The sequence below is a fragment of the Oscillospiraceae bacterium genome, from assembly GCA_035353335.1.
Classification (GTDB): Bacteria; Bacillota; Clostridia; order Oscillospirales; family JAKOTC01; genus DAOPZJ01.
The window spans coordinates 1-15,743 of sequence record DAOPZJ010000025.1; the positions used below are offsets into that span (position 1 = coordinate 1).

At 51.1% G+C, this 15,743-nt stretch carries 11 protein-coding genes and 1 pseudogene; 4 read left to right on the plus strand and 8 right to left on the minus strand.

What is annotated here, in order from left to right:
- From PKH29_06690 to amrA, 6 genes are all read right to left on the minus strand, one after another.
- Positions 1-111: polysaccharide deacetylase (locus PKH29_06690; protein ID HNX14524.1), on the minus strand; the 111-nt coding region annotated here is incomplete at its 3' end.
- Positions 112-115: 4 nt separating this feature from the next.
- Positions 116-1,207 (minus strand): DUF2961 domain-containing protein, encoded by a 1,092-nt coding sequence (locus PKH29_06695; protein HNX14525.1) that lies wholly within the window; start codon positions 1,205-1,207, stop codon positions 116-118.
- 31 nt (positions 1,208-1,238) lie between these two features.
- Entirely contained in the window at positions 1,239-2,327 is a 1,089-nt protein-coding gene (locus tag PKH29_06700; GenBank protein HNX14526.1) for a DUF2961 domain-containing protein, read from the minus strand.
- A gap of 146 nt (positions 2,328-2,473) precedes the next feature.
- Complete coding sequence (locus PKH29_06705; protein ID HNX14527.1) at positions 2,474-4,486, minus strand: hydantoinase/oxoprolinase family protein; 2,013 nt, start codon at positions 4,484-4,486, stop codon at positions 2,474-2,476.
- Positions 4,487-4,568: 82 nt separating this feature from the next.
- Positions 4,569-5,387, minus strand: coding sequence for an AmmeMemoRadiSam system radical SAM enzyme (gene amrS, locus PKH29_06710; GenBank protein HNX14528.1), 819 nt, complete (start codon positions 5,385-5,387; stop codon positions 4,569-4,571).
- Complete coding sequence (amrA, locus tag PKH29_06715) at positions 5,384-6,769, minus strand: AmmeMemoRadiSam system protein A (protein HNX14529.1); 1,386 nt, start codon at positions 6,767-6,769, stop codon at positions 5,384-5,386. The genes amrS and amrA overlap by 4 nt, the downstream gene beginning before the upstream one ends.
- 360 nt (positions 6,770-7,129) lie before the next feature.
- Here amrA and PKH29_06720 point away from each other — a divergent pair, with 360 nt between their 5' ends.
- From PKH29_06720 to PKH29_06730, 3 genes are all read left to right on the plus strand, one after another.
- On the plus strand, positions 7,130-8,395 hold the full coding sequence (locus tag PKH29_06720; protein HNX14530.1) for an InlB B-repeat-containing protein: 1,266 nt from the start codon (positions 7,130-7,132) through the stop codon (positions 8,393-8,395).
- 231 nt (positions 8,396-8,626) lie between these two features.
- On the plus strand, positions 8,627-9,922 hold the full coding sequence (locus PKH29_06725) for an InlB B-repeat-containing protein (GenBank protein HNX14531.1): 1,296 nt from the start codon (positions 8,627-8,629) through the stop codon (positions 9,920-9,922).
- A 150-nt stretch (positions 9,923-10,072) separates the two neighbouring features.
- Complete coding sequence (locus PKH29_06730) at positions 10,073-12,316, plus strand: hypothetical protein (GenBank protein HNX14532.1); 2,244 nt, start codon at positions 10,073-10,075, stop codon at positions 12,314-12,316.
- A gap of 22 nt (positions 12,317-12,338) precedes the next feature.
- Here the strand turns inward: PKH29_06730 and PKH29_06735 are convergent.
- Positions 12,339-12,682: pseudogene (locus PKH29_06735) on the minus strand (cupin domain-containing protein).
- A gap of 561 nt (positions 12,683-13,243) precedes the next feature.
- Here PKH29_06735 and PKH29_06740 point away from each other — a divergent pair.
- On the plus strand, positions 13,244-14,845 hold the full coding sequence (locus tag PKH29_06740; GenBank protein HNX14533.1) for a CTP synthase: 1,602 nt from the start codon (positions 13,244-13,246) through the stop codon (positions 14,843-14,845).
- Between the two features lie 30 nt (positions 14,846-14,875).
- Here the strand turns inward: PKH29_06740 and PKH29_06745 are convergent, their stop codons facing one another.
- Positions 14,876-15,739: a metallophosphoesterase gene (locus PKH29_06745; GenBank protein ID HNX14534.1), complete on the minus strand. Its 864-nt coding sequence runs from the start codon at positions 15,737-15,739 to the stop codon at positions 14,876-14,878.
- Positions 15,740-15,743 lie beyond the last annotated feature (4 nt).

Here is a 15,743-nt window from a genome sequence, read left to right on the forward strand (position 1 = left end):
GTTAAAAGTCGCTTTCATCCCGTATTTATTAAACAATTCAATTAAGCGGATGTCCTGTGTCACGCCATCATCGTAGCTGAAGGTCACTGCTTTTTTCTTGTTGTCAAACATCTTTTTATACAACCTCGATTTCGTTGGGAGTCGGATATTTAGGCAGATTCTGATCGGGGCGGTCGAGATAATAATAAGCCACCGACATAAAGTCGTCGCGGCGTTCGAGGTACCGCCCGTCGCTGCGCCAGCCTAGGTCCTGCAATGTCACGCGCAAATCTTTTTCAAAGCGAATCGGATCGACCACATGCCAGCGATAAAGCGAAAACCTCTGCTGGCTGTTATATAGTCCGTCGGGCTTGATTACCTGAAACATCCCGGCAAATAACCCCGAATAGGTCTGATAGACGCCGTTCAAATCCCAGTCATATGCGCCGCAAAAGTAGTCCTCGGTACCGGTGCCGCAGATCGTAGGATATTCGCCGTCGCCGTCCATAAAGAACTTGATTTCGCCCTCACCCCACCAGTTGCCCTCGCCGTTCAGGCCGACCGACATTGATGTGCCGATGAACTGGCCCTTGCCCTTGATGCCGTCGGCGAGAAGATAATCATTCCCCGCCGTCAGCGGCTTGGCCTGACGGTACTGGGCGCAAAAATAACCGCAGTTCCGGGGGATTTCGGTCAGGCAATAATTGATTTGATAGTAACTGTATGCCCTTTTAACGCCGGTATTTTCGAGCGTGATATAAAAGCTTTTGCGAAACGGCATCTCAAAATAGCAGTTAAAACCACGGTTCGGGGCGACCATCAAGAGAGCCGAATTCAAGAACGGAAATTTTCCGGTCATCGAATCGACGTTGTTGTTATACCCGAACCCGAAAAACGCGGGCAGCGGTGCTTCAACCGAGGGCTTTTCGCATCCGTCCCAGTAAATACGGAAAACAAGAGATCGATCCGTAGAACCGGCGAACCAGATGCTTTGGATCATGCCCTGTCCCTTGACATCGCCGATCACAAGGATCTGGCCCGGCTCGATCATCACCGACGGCGAGACTTTTCGGCCCTTGCCGAGTTCGCGGGCGGCATTTGCCCCGGTACCTGTTTCGGCCATTCCGCCTTTTCCCGGTTCGCCCGTGGGGTTTTCCGCCGAGAGCGATCGTGTTTTTGCATCGGAAAGCAAGGAGAGATTTGCTCCGAAATTCAAATTTTTCATCATTTAAATCCTCCGATATCAATTTTATGATCATTCATACGGTCTCAATTTCGTTGGGCGTCGGATAAGCGGGCAGATTCTGATCCGGGTGATCGAGGTAATAATAAGCGACCGACATAAAGTCGTCACGGCGCTCAAGGTACCGCCCTTCGCTGCGCCAGCCGATATCCTGCAAGGTCACGCGCAAATCTTTTTCAAACCGGATGGGGTCGACGACATGCCAGCGGTAATGTGCAAACCGCTGCTGGCTGTTGTAAAGGCCGTCTGGATTGATCACCTGAAACATCCCGGCATACAGCCCCGAATAGGTCTGGAAAACCCCGCCGCATTCCCAACCGTATGCGCCGCAGAAATAGTCCTCGGTGCCGGTGCCGCAGATCGTGGGGTATTCGCCGTCGCCGTCCATATAGAACTTGATCTCGCCCTCACCGTACCAGTTGTTTTCTCCGTTCAAGCCGACCGAAAGCGTGGTCCCGACAAACTGACCTTTTCCCTTGATGCCGTCGGCGAGAACAAAGTCCGTGCCCGCCGTCAGCGGCTTGGCCTGGCGGTACTGCGCGCAGAAATAGCCGCAGTTCTCGGGGAGTTCGGTCAGGCAATAATTGATCTGATAATAGCTATACGCCCTTTTGGTGCCGGTGTTCTGGGGGGTGATAGTAAAGCTCTTGCGAAACGGCATCTCGAAATAACAGTTAAAGCCGCGGTTCGGCGCGACCATCATCAAAGCAGAATTTAAGAGCGGGAATTTCCCGGTGGTTGAATCGACGTTGTTGTTATAACCGAAGCCGAAAAAGGCGGGAAGCGGCGCTTCAACCGAGGGCTTCTCGCATCCGTCCCAATAGATACGGAAAGTGAGCGACCGATCGGTGGAACCGGCAAACCAGATGCTCTGGATCATCCCTTGCCCCTTGACGTCGCCGATGACGAGCGTCTGACCCGGCTCGATCATCACCGAAGGGGAAATTTTACGGCCTTTTCCGAGTTCACGGGCGGCGTTTGCCCCCGTTCCGGTCTCGGCCATTCCGCCTTTTCCCGGTTCGCCCAAGGGGTTTTCTGCCGAGAGCGAGCGGGTTTTCGCGTCGGAAAGCAAGGAAAGGTTTTTTCCGAAATTGAAATCCTGCATGATTTTATCCTCCGAATATATATCAATTCATAAAGTGCCGAAGTAATGGAATTATTATACCATCAGGGGTTTATGCGGTCAATGAATCAACCAAAATAAAAAACCGGCGTACGGTCATCCGCACGCCGGTTTTGATAATTAAGATTTTAGGCCTCGACGCGCCCGGAAGCAATCGCCGTGACCAGTGAACCCAAATCAATTTTAGTACCGCCTTTGGCATAGGCGGTTCCGGTCGACGATTCCAACGTTACCTTCAACTCACCTACACAACCGCGTTTTCTCGCTTCTTCAATCGCCAACCTCTCTGCGGCACTCTTTGCCGCCGCAATCGCGTCTTCCAGTTTACCGTGCGAGGTGTTACCGTTCGGGGTATGGACGGTGTATCCCATCACGCCCGCCGTCGTGCGGTTCGGGGCAATCTCAACAGTCACCTTGGCCGAGACATCCGCAATCACCGCACCGATGGCGTTTGCAACCTCGGCGTTTTCGGGGATCACGCACTCCATCCCGAGCGCTTTGGCGGCCTCGGGCAAAAAGAGATGTGTCGGCGCGCCGATGCCGACCAGTGAAGCGCCCGATTGAAATGCCAAATCAAAAATCGGGTCGGCTTTGCGATCATTTCGATTGTTCCAGTTCTCCTCGATCAGCTTGGTCAGTTGGTCGCCGAGACCGGATTTGCGCAAGAACGGATAGCGGTTGGTCAACAGTACGCGGGCAAGATTTTGATAGAGCTTTTTCTCGACCAGCTCGTAGACCTCGTCGGCGAATTTTTCGACGTTTTCCTCGTTGTCGCGTTTGAGCGAGCAGCAGTCGATGAAATAGCGCGCACCCATGATCGAGGCCTGCTTATCAAATTTGGAAAAGTCACCTTTGATGTGCATGGCGTCGGTCGGCGTAAAGCCGCAGCGCATGACAACGCCCTCGGCTTCGAGCCGCTCGCTGCCAAGTTTATAGTGATCGAGTTGACCACCGCCGATCATCACGGGGCCGGCACGCAGCAGCTCCATCAACTCCCACTCCGCGTCGGAATAGTTCTTACCCTGCGGTTCTTTCACCAGATATAAAAATTCGTGCAGCGGCTGTGCGCTGCCGCGTTTTTGCTCTTTTAAACGCCACAGTTCGCCGGTAATCGACGGCCATCTTGCCGCCGCCGTGCAGAGCGGCATGACCCGACGGGCGTTCAAGACCAGTTCTCCGTCTTTCGCGGTGATTTCGCTGTCGCCGCCGAGCCCGAAGGTGTCGATGAACACGCCCCTGACCTGCGTGTGCCAGTTGCCGATGCGGATGGTCCCCGAGGTCTCGGGCAAGCCGTTGCGCACGACCGAGATGTCGGTCGTCGTGCCGCCCATGTCCACGATCAGGCAGTTATCGCGCTCGGTCAGCCATTTTCCGCCGAAGACGCTGGCAGCCGGGCCGCTCAAAATCGTCTCGACCGGATGCGAACGCGACAGGTGCTCGTTCATCAGACCGCCGTCGCTGCGCACGATCATTTTGGGCAGATCCATACCCCGCTTTTGCAGTGCCTTGCCGACCGCGTTCATAAACTCTTCCGCTACCGGAAGCAGCCGCGCATTGAGTAATGCGGTCGCGCCGCGCTCCATCACGTTCAGACCGCTTGTCAGATCGCTTGCAAGCACGATCGGGACATCGTATTTTTCACTTAATACTATCTTGGCGTTCTTTTCGCAGACCGCGCCGTTGCGGATGGCGTTGCTCTCGACCACGCTGAGCGCGTCGGCATCGGAGAGCCACTGCCCTTCCGATTTGAACAGATCGTCCCAGTCCGGCTCGTCGATGATCTTGCCGTCGAAGCTGCCGTGCGTATCGACGCACAGCACATCCTCATCGCGCAGTCCGTAATATTTATCGGCCTCAATCCACTTCATGACCGCCCTGGTACTGCCCATCAAAATCAATTTGGCGCGGCAGCCCTTGTCCTCGATGCAGGCGTTGGTGGCGAGTGTCGTGGAGAGCGAGACCAATTTAATTAGTTTTACAAATTCCTGCGGCAGCTTGTCAAGCGCAGAACCGATGCAGGCCGTCAAGTCCTCACGCGTGGTCGGGGTCTTGACTTTCGCCAGTACTTTTTTAGTGTCAAAATCGTAAATCACGGCGTCCGTATAAGTTCCGCCGGTATCGATGCCGAGTCCGAGATTCATAACGGCACCTCCTTGCCGTCCCATTGTATCATATCGGCAAAGAGGTCTCTATAAAAATCTTTTAATTTTCTCGGTAAATTCATTAACAGTTTCCGGTATAGACATATTTTAAATATTTCGCGGCGAGATTGCGCAGGTTATAAATCGTCTCGATCGGCGTCGACTGGCGGTCTTTCATCTTATGGCGCGGGAAAAAACGGCTCAGGTGTAAAGGGATCTCCGGATTCACCGAAGCCAGCCATTCGGCCTCTTCTTCAATCTCTTTGGGGTCGTCGTTCAAGCCCGGTATAACCAGCGTCGTGACCTCGATGTGACATTTTTCCGCCGATAACGCAATTGTCTGCTTGACGGTTTCCAAATCGCCGTGAACGAAATCATAAAATTTTTTCGTAAACCCTTTCAAATCGATGTTCATCGCGTCAATCAACGACAAAAGTTCAAGCAGCGGTTCGCGGCAGATCATGCCGTTGGTCACGAGTACGGTTTTCAGCCCGTTTTCGCGCAACAGCACCGCGCAGTCAAGGACATATTCATACCAAATGAGCGGCTCGTTGTAAGTAAACGCAAGCCCGATATTGCCCTGCGACACGGCCTGTTTCGCCCGCTCGACCAACATCTCCGGCGTGAAGAAGACCGTGTCGGCGTTTTTGTCAGCCATCGAGATTTCGCAGTTTTGGCAAAACGGGCAGGACAAATTACAGCCGTAGCTGCCGGCTGATAAAATCATGCTGCCGGGGAAAAAGCGGTAAAGCGGCTTTTTCTCGATCGGGTCGAGCGACAAGGATGTCAGCCGCCCGTAGTTGCCGCAGACGATCTCCCCGTCCCGGTTTTCCCTTGCGCGGCAAAAACCGGTTTTGCCCTCGGAGATGTCGCAATGATGCGGACAGATCCCGCAGATCATCTGTGCCTCACCACCTCAAAGCGCGAAAGCTCCACCTTTTCGGCGGGCCGGATGCCGGCTTTGCGTTTGGCGATGTCGATCTGGTCATACACCGTGTCGACGCCCTCGAGATCGGGCAGCAGCAGCCCGCGCCTGCCGCCGTTTTGCACGATCACTCCGTATTTTTTCACGTCGAGCTGCTCCGGCGACTCGATTCTCTCCGGCGCGCCCAACACATCGACACTGTACACAAGCTCCGGCAGTTCGTCCGGCTCAACCGGCTCAAAACGGGAATCGTGCGCCGCCGCCGAAATCCCGTTTTGTAATATTTCTTCGGCAATATTCGCGGTCGTCGGGGCGATTGTCCCGATGCAGCCGCGCAGCTGCCCGTGCATTTTCAATGAGACAAATACCCCCGCTTCCCGTGCCAGCATTTCCTCGGGCAGCCCGTCCGGTAATTTCGCGGGCTTTCCGCTGATGACATAGGTCTCGACCGAGAGCCGTGCCAGTTTGACATAGGGGTCTTCTGTTGCCTTTACTTTATCGAGCTTTTCACGTTGTTTTACTTTATATTGCTCGCCGATATTTTGTCCGGCATCCTCTCCGGCCACCTCAAAGGCTGCTACGCCGTACCCGACCCCGAACGGGCCTTCATAAGAAAGTAATTCGTGCGTGACCTTTTTGCCGTCGAGCGCACCCGCCATGATCTGAAACGAGCGCAGGCCGCATTCGGCTGCGGCGTCGGCAAAGTCGGGCGAAAACTCGAGCAGCGCCGAAAAATCCCCATCGCCGAGCGCTTTGGTGAGTTGTTCGTCAAACTGCGGTCCCTCGGGCGCAAAACCGTAAGGGCCGTCCTTTTTGAGTTTATGCGATAAATCACCGCTGGAAATGATAACAACCCGCCGACCGAGTTCATTTGCGGCTTTGGCGATGCACTGCCCCAAGCGATAATGTGCTAACGGCGGCATACCGGATAAACCGATCCGGACGAGCTTATACTCTTTATAAAACTTGTTAAGAAAATAGATCGGAACCATCGTCCCATGGTCGAGATCGGGAGAGGTCTCCCCGAACGTACCCGCCGAGACCCCGTCTTCCTCTGCCTGCGCACAGATTTCGGCGACCAATTCGGCGTCGTAATCGACCGAGATGCGCACGTTCTCCGCCCGAAACCGACCCAGATCACCCCGCGCAAATCCGCCGGGCGAGATGTGAAAATAATCCGCATACATCACCGAATGCGGGCTGGTTACCACCACGGTCTCCGGCTTCAAAGCCGCGATGCGCCGCATGACTTCTTCATAAGCTGCCGCGGTTTTCGCAATCTTTATTTCCTCGCCTCTGCCGACTTCCGGCACGATAATCGGCGGGTGTGGTACGGCAAAGGCCGCAGTCACCGACATATGCTCAACTCCCTTCATCTTGACTGTATTATATCACTTCCGAAAAAATTTAAAAACAAAATAAACATATCAATGCTTTCAAAAACATAAATTTATTTTGGTATCCGGTTCACAAATTGGCGAAAATAATCAAAAACTCGGATTTTAAAAAAATCGAAAAATTTTCCGTTACCTATAATACAACTTTTTTCGCGAACGGCGTATGCTAACATCTTTTTCGATGGGATGAAAATTTGGAATTTCCCACCTATATCAATCCATTCGGGACGGTCAAACCCGAATATGCAAAATGGCTTAAACCATCGGCAAAGTCACACATGTCGTCTATTCCACACAAAATCGAAAGGGGAAAAATCTACAATGAAAAAATTCTCCAAGGTATCGGCGGTTATTCTCGCACTTATTTTAGCAGCAGGGCTGTTTGCTGCGACAACCTTTGCTTCAGAGGTCACAAATGGACCGGGGCCATGTCCGAAAAATAATCTGATTTATGTCGGAAACGGTAATACCGCCGGTTCGCAATCAGACAGCACAGAATATCTTGCAGGGCAGAAAACTATTGTCAAAGATCAGGGAACCCTTGTAAAAACCGGTTACACTTTTGATGGCTGGAACACGGCTGCCGACGGATCAGGCGACTCATACGAAGCCGGAGATGAGCTTGATTTTATAACAGGCGTAATCCATCACGATGGTTTCTGGTGGTACGGCCACTGGGTTCCTGCTTGGGATGAAACCACTTACGGCGACAAGACTCTGTATGCACAATGGAAAATCAACCGATATACCATGACTTTCGATTCCGAAGGCGGAAGCGCGGTCGCGCCGGTGACACAAAATTACAACACCGCGGTCGCCAAGCCCGCAAACCCGGCCAAAGAGGGTTACACATTCGCAGGCTGGTATACAGGTGACGGCGGAACCGGCAGTGCGATCGATTTCCCCTATACGCTAACGGGAAACGTCACCGTTTATGCTAAATGGAACATCAATTATTACACGATGATGTTTAATTCCGAAGGCGGTACCAATGTTTCTCCCATCACACAGGCTTATAACACTGTGATTGCCGCGCCGACCGCACCGACACGTTACGGATTTACGTTTGACGGCTGGTATACAGGCGCTCTGGGCACCGGTAGCACGATTGCTTTCCCGTATACGATTAAGCATGACATCACTGTTCATGCGAAGTGGGTAGCCAATACCTACACGTTGAAGTTCGATTCCGAAGGCGGCAGTTCTGTCGCTTCGATATCCGCGTACTTCGGCGAATATGTCAACAGCCCCGCGGATCCGACTAAAGCAGGATATACGTTCGAAGGCTGGTATTTAGGAGATGACGGCACCGGCAGTAAGGCAGTATTCCCGTATAATATTATAGGAAATGCCACCCTCTACGCCAAATGGACAAAAATTGTTGTCGTGTCAACCGCATCCATCCCCACGGTTGCCAGTACACCGTCTGTGGCTTCAATAACCACCATCAGTTCCACGCCTGCTCCGACAAGCGTCCCGCAGATGGGCAGCGGTTCCGAAACTTCCGCCGCGGCTGCTATTATCCTTGCAGCTCTGCTGGGATCAGGTGTTGCGATTTTGAGCGTTAGGAAAATTCGCGAAAAATAACTGCAGATCAATAAAATATTTAAAAGGATCCGCCGATAATAAAAATTTTATCGGCGGATTTTTGTTTTTTATATAGTATTTAGAAATATATTGGGAATATTATTAAATCTTGTCAAAAAAATTGCTAAATGTAACTATTATGTAACCTTTGAGTGATAAAATATTATCAACCGAATTGTTTCATCCCGCAATTCAATTTAGACTGTTTCGGCATAGGAAAGGGTGTTTTTTATGAAATACTGTAAAAAGCTGTCTGCGATTCTTATCTCTTTGATTTTTATTTTTGGCTTGTTTTCCACAACAGTCTTTGCAACGACCGACTGCGGTTGTCCGCTTCGCTATCATATTTATTATAACGGAAACGGGAACACCGCAGGTTCTCAATCCGAATCTTCCGGATGGGATTGGGAGAATCTCAAAGTTAAAGATCAAGGCACTTTAAGCAAAACAGGCTACACATTTAACGGCTGGAATACCGTAAGCGACGGCAGCGGTGAATCGTTTTTGCCGGGAGATGATATTTGTTTCATCATATCAAGTGAATGGATCGAAGGCCATTGGTTTTTAGATGACTGCCATCCCATTTGGATTCCCGGTCATTGGGACTTCGAATACGGTGACAGAACACTTTATGCCCAATGGAACATAAATCAGTATACAATGTCCTTTGATTCCAGGGGCGGCAGCCCCGTTGCACCGATCACTCAAAATTACAATACAACCGTAGCGGCACCTGCTGCTCCGACTCGGGATCATTACTCTTTTGGCGGTTGGGTCGACAGTTTAAACAATCCCATCAGCTTCCCGTATACCCTTGTTGAAGACATCACCGTTTATGCTGAATGGCAGATCGACAGCTATACCATGATGTTTGACTCTGAGGGCGGTTCTAGTGTTACTCCCATAACACAGAATTATAATACGCAAGTCATTAAACCTGAAGATCCGACGAAGTATGGCTTCACGTTCTCCGGCTGGTACACCGGTGAAAACGGCACGGGCACATTGGTTAATTTCCCGCACACCCTGACAGATAATATTACCGTCCACGCAAAATGGACCGCGCAGCAGTTTACTGTTTCTTTTGACTCCGAGGGGGGCAGTTCTGTCTCCTCTGTCTCCGGCAACTACGGTGAATTTATCTCAAGTTTCGCAATTCCGACGAAAAACGGCTTCACCTTTGAAGGTTGGTATTCCGGAGATAACGGTACCGGAACCCTTATCAGTGTCCCGTATATGATTACAGGCAATGTCACTGTTTATGCCAAATGGAAAATGATTAATGTCGTTTCCGAACCTTCCTCAATAGCGACTTCCAGCATTTCGAATACCGTCTCGTCTCCTGCATCGAGTGCTGTTTCGAGCCGTCCGACGACTAATGTCGGTGAAGGAGAGAACCCGACTACCGTTCCGGGCATGGGTAACAGCAATTTGAACATGGCATGGATAACTGCGGTTCTTTTCTCAATGCTCGTGCTTGCAGGCATTATCCTCTTACGTTATAAAAAACATAAAGCCGCAAAATAAGTAATAAACGAATTCATCTGTAAGTCCCCGCAGGTTTCTGCGGGGATTTGTTTTATACTCTTCTGAAAATACTTTACACTAACAGAGTAAATATGTTAAACTCTCAGAGGTTTAGATCCTGCATTTATGAACTCGAAAAGGTAGTTTAATATGAAAAAAATCATCGATCAATGGACCGTATATGACTCGCAAACCCCTGCCCAAACGTGGGCAGTCACCACCCCTCACAACCTCCAGCAGCTGTTTGCCGGAGATGATCTGTTCGTCTCGGATAACACCAAAAAATTGCTTTGGGCGGAGGATCGACGCTGGGTCTATGAGACGGTCATTTCTATCGACGATATTAATTTAAAGCACGTTCTGGAGTTTAAAGGGCTCGATTATATCTTCGATATTCGTATCAACGGTCAAAAAATTTTGACCCGCGAGGGCATGTTTTCGCGGGTTTACATCGACCTCGACGGCCATCTCAAGAAGGGCGAAAACACGGTCAGCGTGACTTTTTATCTGCCCGAATCGATGAAGAGCATCGACGGCAGGGGCTTCACGATGAAGTGCCAAAGCGCATGGGGCTGGGACGCCGTGCCGCGCTTACTCTCTTTCGGCATCTGGGACGATGTGATTCTGCACGAATCGGAAACGGGTTTTATCAAGGACTACCGCCTCAAAACTCTGTTTGCCGATGAAAAAACCACCCGCGTTTTGATCGAAGCCGAAGTTTATCCGGCGCAGTCGGGCGCGCAGCTTGAAGTGGTTTTTGGTGAAGACTGGTATCAAACCACCGTTCAAAACGGCTTCGTTTCCTTTGAAATCACCGTCGAAAATCCGCGCCTGTGGTATCCCGTCGGGTACGGCAGCCCGGACCTCTATGACGTCAATTTCATCTTAAAAGATAAAGACCAAGTACAAGACCGAATCGATTGCCGTTTCGGCATCCGCACGGTCACCAAGCACCGCATGCCGAGACAGCGCAGCACCGACACGCCGCTCTGCTTTGCGGTGAACGGCAAAGATGTCTTTTTAAAGGGCAGCGATCTCGTCCCGATGGACGTCTTCCCCGCTTCTATCACCGAACAGCGCTATCGTGAAATGCTTGAAAAAGTGGTGGAGTCCAATCAAAACCTTGTGCGCGTCTGGGGCGGCGGATTGATCGAAAAAGACAGTTTTTATACCATCTGCGACGAACTCGGCATTTTGGTGTGGCAGGACTTCCCCACCTGCTGCTACACCCTGCCCGAGACGAAGGAATATATCGATTTAGCCAAAGCCGAGGTGACCGACGCGGTCAAGCGGCTGCGCAGTCACCCCTGCATTTTGCTTTGGTGCGGCGGCAACGAGCTCTATGTCGATTGGTCGCGCATCAAGCCGCAGGCCGAACAGGACAAAGACCTGTACAACCTCGTCAGCAATCAGGTCATCAATTTTAACCACGAAAACTTCTTTGCCGGAACCCCGAAAGACAGCGCCGTTTTGAAAGAGATGGAACAAATCTGCGCGAAAGTCGACGGCAGCGTCCCGTTTCACATCTCGACCCCGCTCGAGGGCGAGGGCGAGATCCACGGCCCGTGGGGCTATGACCTTTCGAACGGCGATTACCGCTACCGCTTTGAAAATAGTTTTTACGACTATTGGAACAATATCACCGGATGCCTGATCAGCGAGGCGGGCGTCAGCGGCATCACTTCGCTTGACACCTACAAGCATATTATATCAAAAGACCAGCAGTGGCCGCTCGATAAAAAGTCGCCCGATTTGCTGCATCATAACGCGTTCGGAGCCGCCTGGAGCAACGAAAACTGGTGGCTGGACACAAACGCCGTCAATAATCTTTTCGGCGAACCCGAAAACTTGGAAACCCTTGCTCTCGCAAGCGAATTCGTCCAAGCCGAGGGGCTGCGCTATCTCATCCATGCGGTGCGCAGACAACGCCCCGACACCTGCGGCATCGTACTTTGGGCGCTAAACGAGACCTTTCCGAACGCCGCGAGTTTGAGCATTTTGGAATATTCGCTCAAGCCCAAGCCCTGTTATGAATTTGTCAAAAACGCCTTTGCAACGAATATTGCAGGGCTTCGGTACGACGGCCTCTATTTTGAAAACGAGCTCGAACTCCGCCTTTTTACCGATTTCGAGACACAAGTCAAAGACCCGTCCGTAACCCTCGAACTCTATAGCTCCGACCATAGATTAATTTTTCAAGATACCACCGCCGACCTGCAAAAGGTCTGGCGCATTGCCCCGAATTCCTCCTGCGTGAAGGCAAAACTCACATTGCTCTCGGACAGTCAACCCATTCACGGCGACATCTATTTCTTCGCAAATAAAACCGCCGGGAAGGCCCTTGAAATGGTTCTCACCGATCCGTTCTTTTACGGCGAAATTTATACAATGTAGGGGCGGCCCCTACGTTAATAGCCTACTCCTCTTCCGCAAATGAAACGTCAAGCAGCATTTTAAAGCGTTCCTGCACGTACACCGCGTGAGGAATCCCCGCGGGCATGACAATCGCTTCGCCGTTTTTGAGAAGATGCTCTTTCCGTCAATCGTGATTTTCCCGATTCCGTCCAAAACGAAAACCAGCACATCGCCGCCCGACGCATGGGTGCTGATCTCCTCGTCCTTTTCAAACGCAAACAGGGTTAAGCTGTGACGGTTATTTTGCGCCAGCGTTTTGCTGACGATCTGCCCCGGCCGATAATCCACCTGCCCGGCCAAAGAAAGTACGGTGCCGTGTTCGATATTTTTAATCAGTTTATTCATTCTTGACATACCGCCTTTTTTATAACTTGTTATTAGGATACCACAATTTTCATGTTATCAACAAATATAATCATCGCACCGTCCCTGTAGGGAAGGGTCTTGACCCTTCCGAGTGAACACGGTTCGACCCGAACCGCGTTCACCAAAGGTTGACGTCACTCTGCCAAACCATATTCATACAATCATCATTACGATGATGCTCGTTCTTTGTTTTTCGCAAGGGGCATATCCCTCGGATATGCCCCTTGCACGGAACGGTCAAGACCGTTCCCTACAGGCACGGCTTTTGACGATTCCCTGCAATGATTTTAAAATTTATGAAAAACAATGAATGACGAGCAAACCACCCATATCTAGTCAAATAAATCCCCAATCCTGCCATGTCTAGTAAAAAAGTTTTAATATTTTCAAAATAATTCGCATTTGCTATTGAAAAAGCCTTGAAAAATTGATAGAATATCTTCATTGTTTTTCAGGCGTACAGCAATGGCGCTGTACCGGGCCGGCTTTGCCGACCGGTGCGGCTGAAACGTGATTGAAAGAAAGTTGAGGATGACGGATATGACAAAGTATATCTTTGTGACCGGCGGCGTTGTCTCGGGCCTTGGCAAAGGTATCACGGCAGCTTCACTGGGGCGGTTGCTCAAACAGCGCGGACTCAAAGTCGCCGCGCAAAAGCTCGACCCGTATATGAACGTCGATCCGGGCACCATGAGTCCGTTTCAGCACGGCGAGGTCTTCGTCACGGACGACGGCGCCGAGACCGACCTCGATCTCGGCCACTACGAGCGCTTCATCGATGAAAATCTCACCAAATATTCAAATCTGACCTCCGGCAAGGTCTATTGGAACGTCCTGAATCGCGAACGGGCGGGCGGATACCTGGGCGAGACCGTCCAGATCATCCCTCACATCACCAACGAGATCAAGGACTTTATTTATGCCGGCGCAAAAAACAGCGGCGCAGAGGTGCTGATTACCGAAATCGGCGGCACCACCGGCGACATCGAGAGCCAGTCGTTTTTGGAGGCCATCCGCCAGATTTCGCTGGAAGTCGGCCGCGAAAACTGCCTATTCATCCATGTGACGCTGGTACCCTATATCCGCGGCTCTGAGGAGCACAAATCCAAACCCACCCAGCATTCGGTCAAGGAACTGCGTTCGATGGGCATTTCGCCCGATATCATCATCGCCCGCGCGGACGACCCGATCGGCGAGGGCATCAAAGCCAAAATATCGTTATTTTGCAACGTCAAGCGCGACTGCGTCATCGAAAATCTCACCCTGCCCTGCTTGTATGAAGCGCCCATCATGCTGCATGATAACGGCCTTGACAACGTGGTCTGCCGCGAACTCAAAATCGACGGCGTCGAACCCGATCTGACCGAGTGGCGTCAGATGGTCGCCGACATCAAATCCCGCGACAAGACCGTTAAAATCGCCATGGTCGGCAAATATACCCGCCTGCACGATGCGTATCTCTCGATCATCGAATCGTTCAATCACGCGGGTAGCAGCTTGGGTGCAAAAGTCAAAATTTTATGGATCGACAGCGAGCGGCTGAACCCGAAAAACACCGCCGAAACCCTCTCTGACGCCGACGGCATTTTAATCCCCGGCGGATTCGGCGACAGAGGCATCGAGGGCATGATCCAGGCGGTCAAATACGCCCGTGAGAATCGCATCCCTCTGTTCGGTATCTGTCTCGGCATGCAGATTATGACCATCGAATTTGCCAGAAGCGTTTGCGGCTATGCCGACGCCAATTCCGGTGAGTTCTCGGCCGATTCCAAACATAAAGTCATCGATATCATGGAAGAGCAAAAGAAAATCATCACCAAAGGCGGCACGATGCGCCTCGGCGCGTATCCCTGCGTGACCGCGGAAGACACCGTCATGCGCAATTCCTATCAATCTAAAAATATCAGCGAGCGCCACCGCCACCGCTATGAATTCAATAACGAATACCGCGATGAATTTCAGCAGAAAGGCCTTGTCATCAGCGGCATCTCCCCTGACGGGACATTGGTCGAAGCCGTGGAGTTGCCCGGCCACCCATTCTTTGTCGGTGTCCAGTTCCATCCCGAATTCAAGAGCCGCCCCAACCGCCCACATCCGCTGTTTGTCTCTTTTATCAAAGCTGCGCTCGGACGAGTCAAATAATATATAAACGCCTTCCGAACGGAAGGCGTTCTATTTTGAAAACAGAGGTTCAATATCAACATTCACCAGCTCGGGCGGGTTAAATATACGCGGAATTCCATTTTTACATAGACCGCGGCTCACAATCAAATCTGTGTTTACAAGCTCATAAAGACCACCCGTGTATTTCGGGAAAAAGCCCTGATTGGGCGCATAAAGACCGTTTATTATCCCCGGAAGACGTGCCTGGCCGCCGTGCGCGTGACCTGAAAGCACTAAATCGAAACCGCTATTTTCGTAAGAAGAAATAAGCTCAGGCCGGTGTGACAGCAGGATACAAAACTTTTGACTCTGAATTTGAGTTCGGCAGCTCTCAAGCTGCTGATACCAACCGTTTCCTATTTTACTCTTGGAATACGCAGAGCCGGAAAATCCTTCGGGATCGTCAATTCCGAAAACCATGATCTCCTGTCCTTTAATCTTTACAGTCTGCCCGGTTCCCTCCAGAGTTGTAATTCCGAATTTTCTTACACGTTCCTTGATCGCCGCAGTATCGTTTCTCCAACTCTCATGGTTTCCGGTGATATAAAAACACGGGTAAAAAGCGCTTAAGGCCGACAGCAGCCGTTCTGCATTATCATCAGCCGAATATTCATCAAAGATGTCGCCGGAAAAGAACACGATATCGGGATTTTGTTTTTTAACGGCTTTAATCAGATTTTTTTGATTACCCCCATATAACGAGCCGTGCAGGTCAGTAATCAATATAATGCGAACCGGCTGCCGGATTTTGCTTGTTCTAACGGTATATGACCTGACCGCAAGTCCCTCCCAGAAAACAGCAGCGACAAGCACCGCATAAGCAGCAGCGACGGCGGATAAAGCGGTGATATTGATTCTGCCGGCTTCAGGCATAAAC

Coding starts and splice junctions, on each gene's coding strand:
- PKH29_06695 (HNX14525.1), bottom strand. CDS start 1,207: ATGATGAAAAATTTGAATTTCGGAGCAAATCTCTCCTTGCTTTCCGAT.
- PKH29_06700 (HNX14526.1), bottom strand. CDS start 2,327: ATGCAGGATTTCAATTTCGGAAAAAACCTTTCCTTGCTTTCCGACGCG.
- PKH29_06705 (HNX14527.1), bottom strand. CDS start 4,486: ATGAATCTCGGACTCGGCATCGATACCGGCGGAACTTATACGGACGCC.
- amrS (HNX14528.1), bottom strand. CDS start 5,387: ATGATCTGCGGGATCTGTCCGCATCATTGCGACATCTCCGAGGGCAAA.
- amrA (HNX14529.1), bottom strand. CDS start 6,769: ATGTCGGTGACTGCGGCCTTTGCCGTACCACACCCGCCGATTATCGTG.
- PKH29_06720 (HNX14530.1), top strand. CDS start 7,130: ATGAAAAAATTCTCCAAGGTATCGGCGGTTATTCTCGCACTTATTTTA.
- PKH29_06725 (HNX14531.1), top strand. CDS start 8,627: ATGAAATACTGTAAAAAGCTGTCTGCGATTCTTATCTCTTTGATTTTT.
- PKH29_06730 (HNX14532.1), top strand. CDS start 10,073: ATGAAAAAAATCATCGATCAATGGACCGTATATGACTCGCAAACCCCT.
- PKH29_06740 (HNX14533.1), top strand. CDS start 13,244: ATGACAAAGTATATCTTTGTGACCGGCGGCGTTGTCTCGGGCCTTGGC.
- PKH29_06745 (HNX14534.1), bottom strand. CDS start 15,739: ATGCCTGAAGCCGGCAGAATCAATATCACCGCTTTATCCGCCGTCGCT.